Below are 15,345 nucleotides of genomic sequence, written 5' to 3'. Positions count from 1 at the left end.
GTGAATTTGCCGACCAACGCGCAAGGCGCCGAAGCGGCGACCGAGATCGGCGACTTCGCGTCCGACCGCATCCTCGCCCGTATCGGACAACTGACGCGCACGCTGCGCGACTCGATGCGTGAGCTCGGGCTCGACAAGCATGTCGAGCGTGCGGCGGAAGCCGTGCCCGATGCCCGCGACCGTCTGAAGTACATCGCGAACATGACCGAGCAGGCCGCCGAGCGCGTGCTGTCGTCGATCGAAATCGCCAAGCCGATCCAGACGCAATTGCAGCAGGACGCAGCAGAGCTCGATGCGCGCTGGGAAAAGTGGTACGAGGCACCGATCGAGCGCGACGAAGTGCGCGCGGTGATCAAGGACACGCGCGCTTTCCTGCATGGCCTGCCCGAAGCCACCAGCGCGACCAACGCGCAACTGATGGAGATCATGCTGGCGCAGGACTTCCAGGATCTGACCGGCCAGGTCATCAAGAAGATCACGGATGTCGTGTACCTGATCGAGCAGCAGTTGCTCGGCGTGCTGGTCGAGAACATCGCGCTCGAACGGCGCGAGCAGTTCGCGGCGAATGCGGCGGCGCTGGCGGCCGAGCCGTCGTCCACCGGCAGCCCCGAACATCTGCTGAATGGTCCGCAGATCAATCCGGAAGGCAAGACGGATGTGATGCAGGATCAGGGGCAAGTCGACGATCTGCTGGCGAGTCTCGGCTTCTGACCGGCTGGTTGCCCGCAAGGGCGCAAGGCGGGACTGCCGTATCACCGTATCGCCGTGTCATCCGTATCGCTGGATCGGAACGGCCAGTAAGCCACGCGTTCGCGTGAGCTTACTGTTTGCCGACATAATCCACAGGCATACTACGGACTCAAGCAGCGGCACGGCTTTCCGGTGACAGGCCGTCACCGGCCGGTGGCACGGCGAGGTATTCCTTCTGTCTGCGACCGCAGCGGTGCCGTATGATCTGCATACATGCGGCCGGTTCGCACGAGGTGCGAGCCGCGCTGCAGCAGCTCGGGAGGAGCCTTGTCATGTGGAGTCGTGCACGTCGCGCCGGATTTGTCATGGCGCTTGCCTTACCTTGTTCCCTGTCTGCCGTGCAGTCCGCTCATGCGGCACTGGGCGCGGCCCCAATGACCCCACCAGCGGATGCGTCGGTTTCTTCCCGCACCGTGCAACCTGCCGCCGGTTCGGTATCGGCGGCTCAAAGCGTGATGCGTTCCGCATCCAGCGCTGCATCTTCCAGCTCGGCCGCTTTGGCGCCCTCGTCCTACACCGTGCGTGAAACCACGCTCGGCAACGGCACGGTGGTGCGCGAATACCTTGCCGCGGATGGATCGGTGTTCGGCATCGCGTGGCGCGGCCCGCAAATGCCGGATCTCAACGATCTGCTCGGCAGCTATTTTCCGCAATACGTCGCCGGCGTAAAAGCCGCGCGCGCGGCGCGCGGCGGCGCTCGTGGCCCCGTTGCGGTCGACCAGAGCAGCCTCGCGGTCCGCTCCGGCGGCCACATGGGCGCGTTCAATGGTCAGGCCTGGTTGCCGCAGGCGTTGCCTGCCGGCGTCAGCGGTTCCGACATCCAGTAAGGGCGAGGACGAACGATGCGAACCATGCAAAGTGTTGCGAAGCTCAAGGGCTGGATGCAGGCCGTCGCGGCCGTGGCGTTGATGTCGGTGCTGGTCGCCTGCGGCGGTGGTGGCGGCTCCAGTTCCAGTGGCAATAATTCATCGACCACGCTGAACGGCGGCTCGCTGCCGGCCAGCCCGACCCAGCAGCCGATCGCCGCAAACGCCGCGAATACCGTGCCGATGACGGTCGCGCAGGGAGTGAACGGCGTCATCAATATTCCGACGGTTAGCGTGACCGTTTGCCCACCCGGTACGACATCCAATTGTCAGACCATCAACAACATCCAGGTCGATACGGGCTCGTTCGGGTTGCGTCTGGTCAGCTCGGTGGTGAACACCACGTCGTTGCCGATCAGCACCCTGGCCAGCGGGGCACAACTCGCCGAATGCGCGACCTTCGCCGACGGCTACACGTGGGGCACCGTGCGCACCGCAACCGTACAGATTGGTGGCGAGACAACTGGCAGGGCCATTCCGATACAGATCATCGGCGATCCGGCCGCGGGCAGTGCGCCGACGAAGGGCTGCGGCAGCGGATCGGCGGAAAACACGGCCCAGGATCTTGGCGCCAACGGTATTCTCGGCATCGGTACGGCGCTCTACGATTGCGGCACAACCTGCGCGAATACGTCAACCGCAGCCACCTACAGCAATTACTTCACGTGTTCGGGCAGCACGTGTACCCGTGCCACGGTACCGGTCCTCCAGCAGGTCGCGAACCCGGTCGCCAATTTCGCGGGCGACAATAACGGCGTGATCGTGCAGATGCCACCGGTGTCGAACACGGGTGCACCCTCGGCCACCGGCACGCTGGTGTTCGGGATCAACACGCAGTCGAACAATGCGCTGGCGGCCTCGCAGACCTTCACTACCGATGGCTACGGCGACCTGAACAACAGCGTCTATAACGGCACGACCGTGCAGGCGTTTTTCGATTCGGGTTCGAACGCGTACTTCTTCTCCGATAGCTCGCTTCCGGTATGTAGTAACTACGCCGGGTTCTATTGTCCGTCGGCCGCGCAAACCCGGTCGATCACGCTGACCGGTCAGAGCACCACGACCGCCAGCGTCAGCATCGGCATCCTGAATGCGGCCACGCTGTTCAGCAACAGCAGCAACTATGCGTTCAACGATCTGGCCGGGCAGATCGGCGGCAGCAGCAGCTTCGATCTCGGCTTGCCGTTCTTTTATGGCCGTCACATGTATTACGGCTTCGATCAGACGGCGAGCGGCGGCCCGGCGCCTTACGTCGGCTTCTAGGCCGCGGCGCGCAAGCGTAAAAACCGGCCGGGCACCCGCACGACATAGCGCGGGTGCCCGCTGAGCCTAATCCGCGCGCCCGCGCTGGGGGGCGGTCACGCCAGCCCCGCCAGCAAACGCCGCCGCGTGCCTTACCCGCTGCCCCATCCCTTGAAATACCCCCCTTTCTCCGGCCTGATCCGCCGATCGGCGCTTGCGTCGAGCGGGAATAATCGCTCTCACTGGAAAGAGGCGCCGTGCCTCAGCCGACTGGAGAGCGTTTGTGGCAGAGGATAGCGACCTCGAAAAAACCGAATCAGCCACTCCCCGGCGCCTGCAAAAGGCGCGCGAGGAAGGGCAGATCGTGCGTTCGCGGGAGCTGTCGACGTTTGCGCTGCTGGCAGCGGGATTTTTCGGTGCATGGGGCATGTCCAGCCACATCGGCGAGCATCTGCAGGCCATGCTGCGCACGTCCTTCACGTTCGACCACGCCACCGTGTTCGAAACCCGCCGCATGATGATCGGCGCGGGCGTGGCGAGCCGCGAAGGCCTGTCCGCGCTGCTGCCGATCCTGGCCTTCACCGGCGCGGCGGCCCTGCTCGCGCCCATGGCGCTGGGCGGCTGGCAGTTTTCGTCGAAAGGACTCGAGCCCAAGTTCAACCGGCTCAATCCGATCGAAGGGCTCGGCAAGATTTTCTCGATCAACGGGCCGGTCCAGCTTGGCATGTCGTTCGCGAAGACGCTGGTGGTGGGCTGCATCGGCGGCTCGGCGATCTGGAACCGCCGTGAGGAGATTCTCGCGCTGGCCACCCAGCCGATGCACCTGGCGCTCGCCAACTCCGTGCATCTGATCGCGGTGTGCTGCGGCATGACGGTGGCGGGCATGTTCGTCGTGGCCGCGCTCGATGTGCCGTATCAACTCTGGCAGTTCCACAAGAAACTGCGCATGACGAAGGAAGAAGTGAAGCGCGAACACCGCGAAAGCGAAGGCGATCCGCACGTGAAAGGCCGGATTCGCCAGCAGCAGCGCGCGATTGCCCGCCGCCGCATGATGACCAACGTGCCGAAGGCCGACGTGGTGGTGACCAACCCGACGCACTTCGCGGTCGCGCTGCAATACACCGACGGCGAGATGCGCGCGCCAAAGGTGGTCGCCAAGGGCGTGAATCTGGTGGCCGCGCGGATTCGCGAAATCGCGGCCGAGAACAACGTGCCGTTGCTGGAAGCGCCGCCGCTCGCGCGTGCGCTGTATCACAACGTCGAACTGAACCGGGAAATTCCCGGCCCGTTGTATGGCGCGGTCGCCGAGGTGCTCGCGTGGGTCTATCAGTTGCGACGCTTCAACACCGAAGGCGGCGTGGCGCCGGTCGCGCCGACCGATTTCGACGTGCCCGCGGAACTCGACAAGGGCGGCGTGCCGGACGATGAAGCCGAGCAGGAAGCCGCCGACGTGCTCAATTCCGCCAATCAGTCAGATAACGACAACGCTTCAGGAGCCTCCGCATGAACGCTCGCGCCGGATTCCTGTCCCGACGGCCCGATGCCCTGAGCAGCACCAATTTGCGCGCCCTCGCCGGGCCGGTGCTGATCTGCATGATTCTCGGCATGATGATTCTGCCGTTGCCGCCGTTTCTGCTGGATCTGCTGTTCACCTTCAATATCGCGCTTTCCGTGATGGTGCTGCTCGTCAGCATGTACACGATGAAACCGCTCGACTTCGCCGCGTTCCCAAGCGTGCTGCTGTTCTCGACCTTGCTGCGCCTGTCGCTGAACGTGGCGTCCACACGCGTCGTGCTGCTCGAAGGCCATACCGGCCCAGACGCGGCGGGTCAGGTGATCGAGTCGTTCGGCCACTTTCTCGTGGGCGGCAACTTCGCGGTCGGTATCGTCGTTTTTATCATTTTGATGGTCATCAACTTCATGGTGATCACCAAGGGTGCGGGGCGGATCGCGGAAGTGTCCGCGCGCTTCACGCTCGATGCGATGCCCGGCAAGCAGATGGCGATCGACGCCGACCTGAACGCCGGTCTCATCAACGAAGAGCAGGCCCGCAAGCGCCGCCAGGAGGTCTCGCAAGAGGCCGAGTTCTACGGCTCCATGGACGGCGCGAGCAAGTTCGTGCGCGGCGATGCGATCGCCGGTTTGCTGATCATGGTGATCAACATCGTCGGCGGGTTGATCGTCGGGATGGTCCAGCACAACATGGACTTCGCGGCGGCGGGCAAGAACTACACGCTGCTGACGATCGGCGACGGCCTCGTCGCGCAGATCCCGTCGCTGGTGATTTCGACCGCGGCCGGCGTGATCGTCTCGCGCGTCGCGACCAACGAAGACATCGGTACGCAGCTGACCGGCCAGCTCTTCACGAACCCGCGTGTGCTGATCATCACCGGCTGCATTCTGGTGCTGATGGGCCTGATTCCGGGCATGCCGCACTTCGCCTTTCTGGTTCTCGGCGGTGGCCTGATTCAACTCGGCCGCACGATGAAAAAGCGCAGCGACACACGCAAGACCAGCGCGGCGCTCGTCGATGTCGCACCGGCCGCGATGGCGCCGACGGAAAACACCGAAGCGAGCTGGGACGACGTCACGATGATCGACACGCTCGGTCTCGAAGTGGGCTACCGGCTGATTCCGCTCGTCGACAAGAACTCGGACGGCGAACTGCTCAAACGGATCAAGAGCATCCGCAAGAAATTCGCGCAGGAAATCGGCTTCCTGCCGCCGGTGATCCATATCCGCGACAACCTCGAACTGCGGCCGAACGGCTACCGGATCGCTCTCAAGGGCGTCGAAGTGGGTGTCGGCGAAGCGTATCCGGGGCAGTGGCTGGCGATCAATCCGGGGCAGGTGTCCGCCGCGCTGCCGGGTACGCCGACGCAGGATCCGGCGTTCGGCTTGCCGGCGATCTGGATCGATACGAATCTGCGCGAACAGGCGCAGGTGTACGGCTACACGGTGGTCGATTCGAGCACGGTGGTGGCCACGCACCTGAATCACCTGGTGGTCACGCATGCGTCCGAACTGCTCGGCCGCCGCGAAGTCCAGGCGCTGCTCGAGCGGATGCAGAAGGACACGCCGTCGCTGGTCGACGATCTGGTGCCGAAGTCGCTGCCGCTCACCACCCTGCAAAAGGTGCTGCAAAATCTGCTGGAAGAAGGCGTGCCGATTCGCGATCTGCGCACGATTCTCGAAGCGCTGTCCGAACACACGCCGAAGGTCACCGACGCGCACGATCTCACTGCCGCCGTGCGCCTCGCGCTGGGGCGCGCGATCACGCAGCAGTGGTTCCCCGGCGTGGGCGACATGCAGGTGATGGGCCTCGATTCGAATCTGGAGCGGGTGTTGTCGCAGGCGCTTTCGACGGGCGCCAATCCGGGCCTCGAGCCGGGCCTCGCGCATACGCTGCTGAACGAAACGCAGAAGGCGATGACGCGTCAGCAAAACCTGGGGCTCGCGCCGGTGCTGCTGGTGCAGCATGCGTTACGCCCCATGCTCGCGCGCTTTTTGCGCCGCAGCCTGCCGCAGTTGAAGGTGCTGTCGTACGCGGAAGTGCCGGATACGCGCAATATCAAAGTGGTGAACCTGATCGGGGCGCATGGTTAAACCCGGGTGGTGAGACTTTGCCTGCTGATCCCCGGCAGTTGGCCGAACTTGTTCCAGACCGATGGTTTCCGCCGGCGCTCCTCGAGCGCCGGTTTTCATTTCGGCGTCTAACTTTTCGTGCCGCAAGCGGGTGCCGGAGGTCATGCTGCGTCCGCGAAAACGCCGCCAGACGCCGTCTCGGTGCCTGTTTAAAACCGTTGGGCACGGCGTCTCCATCGCCCGAATTGCCCACCTTTAACGGTCTTTATCCACCGATCGTCGCTCGACAGGTTTCGCAATAATGATCTCAATGGGAAGCGGTATGTTGCCGGTCCGTTAGTCCGTAAGTCCGTTTACCTCATCGGGGGTCCAGCTTGAACATTCGTAAATTTGTCGGTGCTACCAGTCGCGATGCTTTGCGTCTCGTGCGCGAAGCTTTGGGCCCGGATGCCGTCGTTTTGTCCAACCGCACGATGGACGACGGCAGCGTCGAGATCGTCGCGCTAGCCGACAGCGACCTCGCCGCCATCACGCCGAAAGCGCCGCGCCGCAGCGCAGGCGCCGCGCTGCCCGCGCCGACGAATGCCACGACTGGACAGCAACCCGCGCTCGCCGCACCGCGCGCCAACCCGATGATGCAAGCCAATCCGTATGCGAGTGGCATGCCCGATGTGTTTTCGTCCGTGTTCGGCGCGAGCCCGGAAGCGGGTACCGAGAACATGACGCCAAACGTCTCGAACGGCGCAAGCGCTTCCGGCTCGGCGGTCAAGCCTGCCGCCTTGCCGAATGCGCCTAAAGCAGCGCTGGCCGCACCCGCTGCAGGGTCGCCGTCGCAACCGGCCAGCATCGAGCAACCCAGCGCGCGCGCCGCGGCGACACGCCTCACCCAAGACATCCGTGCGGATCTGCTCAAAGCCGCCGGCGTGCCGCCAGCGTCTGGCGCGCCTGCCGCCGATACGCCGCGCACCATGGCCGAATCGAATCCCTGGCTGATCGATCACGCCCGCCGCATCGCGGCCGAACAGCAGCAGCAAGGCGCATACAGCGCGCGCCCCGCCGCGATGACACCGGCCGCCGCCATGGCCAAGGGTCTCGGCGCCGCGGTCGAACCCGGTTCGCAGCCGGTTTCACAACACGCCCCGCACTACACCTCGCAACAGCGTGCGCCAGAAGTCACCGACACGCCCGAATGGGCTCGCGAAGCCCAACAGCTCGCCGCGCGCCGCGCCGCTCAGAAGATTGCCGCGCAACAGCCCGCAAGTGACGACACCCGCACGCCTGCAACGGTCGCCGAAGCAATCAAGGCGCGCATGGAGCAGGTCGTCAACGACACCGTGATGCACGAACTGTCGTCGATGCGCGGCATGATGGAAGAACACTTCGCCGGCCTCTTGTGGGGCGACCGCCAGCGCCGTAGCCCGGCTCGCGCCGCACTCACCAAGCACCTGTTCGCCGCTGGTTTTTCCGCGCAACTCGTGCAGATGATGGTCGACAACCTGCCCGACGACGTCGACAACATGGAAGGCGGCATGGAGTGGGTGCGTTCGGTGCTCGAATCGAACCTGCCGGTGATGGAAGACGAAGACGCGCTAATGGAACGCGGCGGCGTGTTCGCGCTGATGGGCCCGACGGGCGTCGGCAAGACCACGACCACGGCGAAGCTCGCCGCGCGTTGCGTGATGCGCTTTGGCGCGAGCAAGGTGGCGCTCCTCACCACCGACAGCTACCGGATCGGCGGCCACGAACAACTGCGCATCTTCGGCAAGATTCTCGGCGTCTCGGTTCACGCGGTGAAAGACGGCGCCGATCTGCAACTTGCGCTCGCCGAGTTGCGCAACAAGCACATCGTGCTGATCGACACGATCGGCATGAGCCAGCGCGATCGTCTCGTGTCCGACCAGATCGCCATGCTGTGCCGCGCCGGTCAGCCGGTGCAGCGTCTTTTGCTGCTCAACGCGACGAGCCACGGCGATACCTTGAACGAAGTGGTGCAGGCCTATCAGCGTGCCCCGGACCAACAGCCGCTCGCCGGCTGCATCCTGACCAAGCTCGACGAGGCCACCAATCTGGGCGGTGTGCTCGATACGGTGATTCGCTACAAGCTGCCGGTGCACTACGTGTCGACCGGGCAGAAGGTGCCGGAAAACCTGTACGTCGCGACAAGGAAATTCCTGATCAAGAGCACGTTCTGCATTCCGCGCGACAACTCGCCGTTCGTGCCGCACGACGACGACATTCCGGCGCTGCTCTCCGCGCTGTCCGCACGGTCGACGGCTGAACTGCACGAGGTCCGCTTTGGATAAATTCATCTCGGATCAAGCCGAAGGATTGCGGCGCCTGTTGGCGAAAAGCGGTTCGCGCGTGATTGCCGTGACGGGTGGATCGGCCGGCGTTGGTTCTACGACCATCGTGGTGAACCTCGCCGCGGCGCTTGCGCAACAAGGTAAGGACGTGCTGGTGGTCGACGAATGCCTCGGCGACAAGTCGGTGAGCGCGATGCTCGGCGGCGTGCGCGGCGCGGGCAATTTTGCGGCGGTGATGCGTGGAGAAATGACGCTCGACGAAGCCACCGCACGGCACGTACTCGGCTTCTCGGTGCTGGCTGCCTCGCGCCACAACCGCGAAGGCCACACGGCCGCGCAGTTGGGCGCCGTGCTGCGCGGGTCCGCCGACATCGTGCTGATCGACGCGGAACTCGACGAGCACGGCCATCTGTCGGCCCTCGCGATGCAGGCGCATGACCTGATGATCGTCACGCGGGTAGCCGCGCAGGCGATCACCGACGCGTATGCCTGCATGAAACGCTTGCACTACGCACACGCCACCGCGCAGTTTCGCGTGCTGGTGAATCACGTCCAAAGCGTTGACGACGCGCATACCGCTTTTGTCAACCTGGCCGGCGTGGCAGGACGCTACCTGACGGTGGCGCTGGAAGACGCCGGTTGCATTGCCGCCGATGCGCGGATGGCGCGAGCCCTGGAGTTGTCGCGGTGTGTCGTCGATGCTTTCCCATCGACACCGGCTGCGCGCGACTTCCGGCATCTCGCTGCCGAATTGCAGTACTGGCCGATGCGGCCAGCGATGTCGTCGCAAACGCCGTGGATGGCGCCTGCGACAGTTACAGCGGCGCAACACGCCGACCAACCGTCCGCGCAGCACGCCTGAGCGGCGGCACAAGGACAAGGGGAGCACGATGTATAACGCTCAGGGAAAGATCTCCCAAGCCGATGTTCTGACAAAGTACGCGCCGCTGGTGCGTCGTCTCGGCTTGCAGCTCGTCGCCAAGATGCCGGCGAGCGTCGATCTCGACGACCTGATTCAGGCCGGCATGATCGGATTGCTGGATGCGGCGGGCCGCTACAAGGAAGATCAGGGCGCGCAGTTCGAGACGTATGCCAGCCAGCGGATTCGCGGCGCGATGCTCGACGAATTGCGCAGCAACGACTGGTTGCCGCGCAGCTTGCGGCGCACCTCGCGTGAAGTCGAATCCGCCGTGCACAAGGTTGAACAGAATCTGGGCCGCTCGGCGAGCGAAACGGAGATCGCCGAGCATCTGCAAATGCCGCTCGACGAGTATCAGTCGATGCTCCAGGATCTGCACGGCAGTCAGCTTATCTATTACGAAGACTTCGACCGTTCCGCAGACGACGAGCCGTTTCTCGACCGTTACTGTGTCGATCATTCGGACCCGCTGTCGGCGCTGCTGGACGACAGCCTGCGCTCGGCGCTGATCGAAGCGATCGACCGTTTGCCGGAGCGCGAGAAGCTGCTGATGTCGCTCTACTACGAACGCGGCATGAACCTGCGAGAAATTGGCGCGGTGATGGAAGTCAGCGAGTCGCGAGTGTGCCAGTTGCACAGCCAGGCCGTGGCGCGTTTGCGCACGCGCTTGCGCGAAATGGCCTGGGCGAACGCCGAGGCGACCGGCGCTTGATGGCCTGATGCTGGACCGGCGGCGCGCGTAGCGTCCGCCTTCTCTCGCCGGTTCTTATTTTCAGTTACGCGTCCGCCATCTCGTGCTCGGCGGCCAGCGCGAGAAACGCCGAACGCGACATGCCGCGTGCCTGGGCGTAAGCGTCGATATCGTGAACCAGCGCCTCGGGCAGCGAGATATTGATGCGCACCGCTTTTTTCAGCGCCGGGATGTTGCGCGTGGTGACAAACCCCCAAGTAAAACCCGCGTAATCCGGATTACGCCGATGTTCGTCCAGCGTTAGCCGCTCGGGAATCGGCAAGCCTTCGTCGAGCAGCGTGTCCAGATGCGCCTCGATCGCTTCTTTCGCGTTTGCGTACGCCTCTTCCAGCGAATCCCCCGCCGAATGACAACCCGCAATGTCGGGGACGACCACGCCGAACGCATGGTGCGTGTCACCAGGCTCGATTGCGATCGGGAAAATCAGGTTTTTCATTTCAGGCCCGCCTGTTTCAGGATGCTGTTCAGTGTGCCGGGCGGAAGATCTTTTTTCGGATGCGGGATGGTCACGAGACCGGCTTTTGCCGCATGCCGGAAATGGTGGTGACTGCCGGATATCCGGATCAACCGCCAGCCATCCGCTTGAATCAGTTTGACGACCTCGGCACTGTTCATATTTCACTCCTCGAATCATACACACGATTACACAACCTCGCTAGTGGGTAACGCTCCGCCTGGTTCGTCTGACGCGGCATCGAAAAGCCGCGCGCGACGGCGGAGAACCTCAGTTAGGGGAACCCGTGATTTCAACGTGGCGGAGGATTGCGCGCTACCTGGCCGGATGGCCAACGTGCGTCGGAGGAGCGCTCAGGCGCTCTGAGCGGATGGGGAAAAGCAAAAGGGCCCGTCAAAGACGAGCCCTTTTGTTCAAAGCAATCTACGCAACTATGTCAGTGCGTGAAAATCAGTGCGCGAAAAGCAGCGCGCCTGCGAAATTTTCAAACCGCTGGCTGAGCCGGAATCCGCCCATCCGGCCCATAGAAACCGGTCTTCTGCGGCACGGCCACCTGCAGCGCTGTCAGTGCGCGCTGGTTGTAGTCCATCCGCACGCGAATCAGTTCGCCGTTACTCGTATTGAAGCGCCGCGCGCGCTCGGCGGCTTTTTGCAGCAGCGCCCATTGCTCGGCGATCCGCGCATCCGCGCTGGCCGCGAGTTCCATGCCGGGCCAACCGGCCGGAAAACCCATTTCCTGGAGCAGCGCGTCGCGCGTGGCTTCGAGATTGGCGAGCGTGCCGATCAGTTCGGTTTTCTTCTCGACGATCGGCGGCAGCAGTTCCAGCGGCGACACGACGGTCAATGCCTTCGTCTCGAGCGTCAGAACCGAGGCGAATGCCTCGACGGCCGAATATTCTTCGATGAGGGTGGCAAGCAGGGCGTCTTTCATCTCAACAACTCGCTGAACACGACGGCTCGCGCATGCTTCGCGAGCCGGATTTGTCGAATGCCGCCCGGCCATTCACCGTACTTCGATGCGTCGATTAGTTGCCGGTCGACGAGGTTTTGCTTTGCAACAGTTCGCGCGCGGTATTCAGCACGCCGTCGGCGATCTTGCTCGAATCGATCGTCAGCGAGCCGTTCTTGATGGCTGCCTTGATCGACTCGACGTGCGCCGTGTCGATATCGGCCGAGCCGGACGCCGCGAGGCTGCGCAGATGCTGCGACAGACCCGACAGGCTGACGCTGGCGTCGCCCGAACCGCTGGTGGTGGTCGGCGAGCTCGTGCTCGCACTCTGCGCGTTGCTGTTCGCACTCGTCGCGTCGCTTTGTTGCGAGCGGGACACGGCGTCTTTCAACGACGGCAGATTCGAATTGGTTGTGGAATCGACTTTCACGATTGGCTTCCTGAACGATTTGATTCTGATAACGGCAACCCGTGATCAAAACTTTAGCGCAATCGCTCGAGGTTTTACCTTTCCTTTCAAGACAATCCGGCCCCACAACGGACTCCACGGCCGCCGCGGCTTCCGCGGCCTCCCGGTTTGTCGCACGGGCCGTCACGCCTGAACCCGCGCCGATGCGCGGACTGCCGGACTTGCCGCCGCGCCGCTTCATAACTGAACCTCCACCGTCGATCCGTCCTTGACGATGCCGGAGATGATCTGGCCGTTGGCCGTCTTCACCCGTATCTGCTGGCCCGGCGACGCGTTGTTCATCGCGCTGCCTTCGGCCGAAATCGCGAAACCCGCGCCCGCGGCGACAACCCGCACCGTTTGGCCGATCGACACCGCAGATGCGCTTTTCAGCATGTCGCGGCGCAGCGGCATGCCGCCGGCGATGCGCACGAGCGACACCGAGCCGAGCGCCTGCGAGGGGTCCGTGACGATCGCCTGTGGCAAACCGGTCAGGTCGCCGTCGCGCGCGACGAGGTCGGCGGCCGTGAACACTTCACCCGGCGCCATCGCGCGGGCGGCCAGATAGTAGGTGGCGCGCAGCGCAATGCGCGCTTGCAGATAGATGGTCCACGGCCGTTCGCCGGCGCAGCGCACGCCGACCGTCATCCGGCCCCACAGGCGCGCGCCGCTGGGCATGAACGGTTCGAGCGTGGTGCAGCTCGCGAGCCCGCGTGGGAACGCCGGTGCGACGGTGATTTCGACCTTGCCGGGCAAGCCCGCCGATTGCTGCTGCAGGAAGGCGAGCGCGGCGCTGCGAATCGCCTCGGCATCTTGCTGGCCGGGGAGCGGTGCGGGTTGCGCCACCGCGGCGGGTTGCAGATTCTGTTGGACGACAGCCGGCGCCACCTGGCGCGCCGACGGTGTGCGGGCGATCGTGGCGGGCGGTGTCGGCATCGGAGCGGGCGTTGGCTTCGATGCGACTGCTGTCGCCACGATGGGTTTGCCGTTCGCCCCCAACTGAGGCGGTTCGCCGCGCGACACAAGGCTGTCGAAGCCACTCGCTGCCGGCGCGCTACCGATTGCGGTTTCGATACCGGCACCGTTGGCGCCGCTGACTCCATTACCACCGTTAGCAGGCGCAAGCCCGCGTCCAGGCGCGTTGCCGAGTGCCGTTCCAGGCGCCGGAATCGTCACGATGCCGTTCATGTCGGGCTTGAAACTGGTACGGATCATCTGCGGCGCGGCAGGCGGCTCGCCCGCACCCGGAATGACAATCGAGCCGCTCGCGTTGGCGGCTCGCGTGAATTGATCGGTGTTGCGCGCAACCGGGCCGGGCACCAGCGACTGCGCGGTAGCGGCGGCGAGCGTTGCTGCGGACCCGGTCCGTTTCGCGGGCGTGGCCTGCATCTGCGCGGCCAGATCGGCGAGGGCGGCCGGATTCTTTTCACCCGGGCCGGGAATCACGATGGGGCCACCGGCGTCCTGAGCCTGTTGCGCTTGCTGGGCTTGTGTGGAGGCCGGCAGCAGCACGATACCGCCGGCGACCCATACCACCAGGTTTACGGCAAGGCGAGCCAGCAGACGGCACGCCCCACGGGATACGCCGCGCGCAGCACGCCGGACCGCGCCCGCACCCCCGCGATGCACCGCCGCGCAGCTTGCGCGGTGCGTCAGGTCGAAGGTCGGCTGGTCCATCGTGTTTCTCCATCGAATGCATCGGTACGCCTTGCATTCTAGAGAGCGCCCCCATTGCGCAAACGTTGAATAGAAGCCCCCTTTCCCGGTTATTCGTCCGATTGCCACTTGCGTTCGGCCCATAAGATGCACCTCATGCAAAAAGGTCTTTCCGGCCGCCGCAGGTCTCATGCGAGACCCGCCCGGGAAGCCTCGGGAACCGTCTCCGGAGATTTCTATGCTGGACAAACTCGATGCCGAATTCGCCTTTGGCCGCCAGGCGCTCGATGTACGCGCTTACCGGCAGGAGCTGCTGTCGTCGAATATCGCCAACGCCGATACCCCCGGGTACAAGGCGCGCGACGTCGACTTCGCTTCGTCGCTGGCCGGCGCGCTGAAGAAGGCGGGCGGCGGCGCGGGCACGGGCGCTTCGAACAATTCGACGCTTGCCATGACGCAGCCCGCGGGCGTGACGAGCGGCATGTCGATGGTGTCGACCGCGCCGGGCCACATGGCAGGCAAGGCGACGTTGACGCCGACCGGCGGCACGCCGGACGACTACGGCAATCTGCAATACCGCATTCCGACGCAACCCGCGCTCGACGGCAACACGGTCGACATCGATACGGAGCGGGTGCAGTTCGCCGACAACACGTTGCATTTCGAATCGGGCATGACGGTGCTGTCGAGCCAGATCAAAACGATGCTCGCGGCGATCACGTCGGGCTCGTAATACCAGGTAATGGACAAGCGCGGCAGACGTCGCACAAGAAGACGCAGTACGCAGGAACAATCGCTACGGGATTTAACTTGAGGCCGGGTCGAACCGTGCAACTACGTTGCATGGGACCGGAGTAAGCGCTAAAGCGCTAACTCCGATCGACCGCGATGAGGCTGCATGGGACCGGAGTAAGCGCTAATGCGCTAACTCCGATCGACATAGGAGAGGTCAGGAAACATGCCATCTTTGATGAATATTTTTGGTGTTGCAGGCTCCGCGATGTCGGCGCAGTCGCAGCGGCTCAACGTGACGGCGTCGAACCTCGCCAACGCGGACAGCACGACGGGCCCGGACGGTCAGCCGTACAAGGCCAAGCAGGTGGTATTCGCGGTTAGCCCGATCGGCGGCTCGCGCACAGCCTCCGGCCAGCAGATCGGCGGCGTGCAGGTGACCGGCGTGGTCGACGACCCGACGCCGATGAAGACCGCGTACGACCCCGGCAACCCGGCCGCCAATTCGGACGGCTACGTCACGCTGCCCAACGTCGACCCGGTACAGGAGATGGTCAACATGATCTCGGCCTCGCGCTCGTACCAGGCCAACGTCGAGACCCTGAACACCGCCAAGACGCTGATGCTGAAAACGCTCACGATCGGAACCTGAGGAGAGTTCTTTGACCACCACCATTGGCAACAACGGCC

The 15,345-nt window shown here is 64.2% G+C and carries 15 protein-coding genes; 10 read left to right on the top strand and 5 right to left on the bottom strand.

What is annotated here, in order from left to right:
* The 8 genes from cheZ (at window position 1) to PQR67_RS35230 (ending at window position 10,377) form a co-directional block, all read left to right on the top strand.
* Entirely contained in the window at window positions 1–711 is a 711-nt protein-coding gene (cheZ, locus tag PQR67_RS35265; protein WP_408467415.1) for a protein phosphatase CheZ, read from the top strand.
* A gap of 311 nt (window positions 712–1,022) precedes the next feature.
* A complete protein-coding gene (locus PQR67_RS35260; RefSeq protein ID WP_408467414.1) occupies window positions 1,023–1,577 on the top strand; it encodes a DUF2844 domain-containing protein in 555 nt (184 codons plus the stop codon).
* 15 nt (window positions 1,578–1,592) lie between these two features.
* On the top strand, window positions 1,593–2,879 hold the full coding sequence (locus PQR67_RS35255; protein WP_408467413.1) for a DUF3443 domain-containing protein: 1,287 nt from the start codon (window positions 1,593–1,595) through the stop codon (window positions 2,877–2,879).
* A gap of 262 nt (window positions 2,880–3,141) precedes the next feature.
* On the top strand, window positions 3,142–4,365 hold the full coding sequence (gene flhB / locus PQR67_RS35250; protein ID WP_408467412.1) for a flagellar biosynthesis protein FlhB: 1,224 nt from the start codon (window positions 3,142–3,144) through the stop codon (window positions 4,363–4,365).
* Window positions 4,362–6,464 (top strand): flagellar biosynthesis protein FlhA, encoded by a 2,103-nt coding sequence (flhA, locus tag PQR67_RS35245; protein WP_408467411.1) that lies wholly within the window; start codon window positions 4,362–4,364, stop codon window positions 6,462–6,464. Before flhB ends, flhA begins: the two co-directional genes overlap by 4 nt.
* A gap of 353 nt (window positions 6,465–6,817) precedes the next feature.
* Window positions 6,818–8,746, top strand: a complete 1,929-nt coding sequence (gene flhF, locus PQR67_RS35240; RefSeq protein WP_408467410.1) for a flagellar biosynthesis GTPase FlhF — start codon at window positions 6,818–6,820, stop codon at window positions 8,744–8,746.
* Window positions 8,739–9,608: a MinD/ParA family ATP-binding protein gene (locus tag PQR67_RS35235; protein WP_408467409.1), complete on the top strand. Its 870-nt coding sequence runs from the start codon at window positions 8,739–8,741 to the stop codon at window positions 9,606–9,608. The genes flhF and PQR67_RS35235 overlap by 8 nt, the downstream gene beginning before the upstream one ends.
* 28 nt (window positions 9,609–9,636) lie before the next feature.
* On the top strand, window positions 9,637–10,377 hold the full coding sequence (locus PQR67_RS35230) for an RNA polymerase sigma factor FliA (protein WP_408467408.1): 741 nt from the start codon (window positions 9,637–9,639) through the stop codon (window positions 10,375–10,377).
* Window positions 10,378–10,441: 64 nt separating this feature from the next.
* Here the strand turns inward: PQR67_RS35230 and PQR67_RS35225 are convergent, their stop codons facing one another.
* The 5 genes from PQR67_RS35225 to flgA form a co-directional block, all read right to left on the bottom strand.
* Complete coding sequence (locus PQR67_RS35225) at window positions 10,442–10,852, bottom strand: type II toxin-antitoxin system HicB family antitoxin (RefSeq protein ID WP_408467407.1); 411 nt, start codon at window positions 10,850–10,852, stop codon at window positions 10,442–10,444.
* Entirely contained in the window at window positions 10,849–11,031 is a 183-nt protein-coding gene (locus tag PQR67_RS35220; RefSeq protein ID WP_408467406.1) for a type II toxin-antitoxin system HicA family toxin, read from the bottom strand. The genes PQR67_RS35225 and PQR67_RS35220 overlap by 4 nt, the downstream gene beginning before the upstream one ends.
* Before the next feature lie 323 nt (window positions 11,032–11,354).
* The gene (locus PQR67_RS35215; RefSeq protein WP_408467405.1) at window positions 11,355–11,801 is read right to left on the bottom strand and encodes a flagella synthesis protein FlgN; all 447 of its coding nucleotides are present in this window, start codon (window positions 11,799–11,801) and stop codon (window positions 11,355–11,357) included.
* Between the two features lie 94 nt (window positions 11,802–11,895).
* Window positions 11,896–12,249: a flagellar biosynthesis anti-sigma factor FlgM gene (gene flgM, locus PQR67_RS35210; protein WP_408467404.1), complete on the bottom strand. Its 354-nt coding sequence runs from the start codon at window positions 12,247–12,249 to the stop codon at window positions 11,896–11,898.
* Window positions 12,250–12,465: 216 nt separating this feature from the next.
* Window positions 12,466–13,944, bottom strand: coding sequence for a flagellar basal body P-ring formation chaperone FlgA (gene flgA / locus PQR67_RS35205; protein WP_408467403.1), 1,479 nt, complete (start codon window positions 13,942–13,944; stop codon window positions 12,466–12,468).
* Between the two features lie 217 nt (window positions 13,945–14,161).
* Here flgA and flgB point away from each other — a divergent pair, with 217 nt between their 5' ends.
* Window positions 14,162–14,656 carry a flagellar basal body rod protein FlgB gene (gene flgB / locus PQR67_RS35200; protein WP_408467401.1) on the top strand — a complete coding sequence of 165 codons (495 nt, stop codon included), beginning with the start codon at window positions 14,162–14,164 and terminating at the stop codon, window positions 14,654–14,656.
* A gap of 225 nt (window positions 14,657–14,881) precedes the next feature.
* Window positions 14,882–15,307, top strand: a complete 426-nt coding sequence (gene flgC, locus PQR67_RS35195) for a flagellar basal body rod protein FlgC (RefSeq protein WP_074281879.1) — start codon at window positions 14,882–14,884, stop codon at window positions 15,305–15,307.
* The last annotated feature ends 38 nt before the right edge of the window (window positions 15,308–15,345 follow it).

The organism is Paraburkholderia fungorum, assembly GCF_046026025.1.
Classification (GTDB): domain Bacteria; phylum Pseudomonadota; class Gammaproteobacteria; order Burkholderiales; family Burkholderiaceae; genus Paraburkholderia; species Paraburkholderia fungorum_E.
The sequence above is the reverse complement of the archived record's forward strand: the minus strand, read 5'-3'. Positions and strand labels throughout refer to the sequence as shown.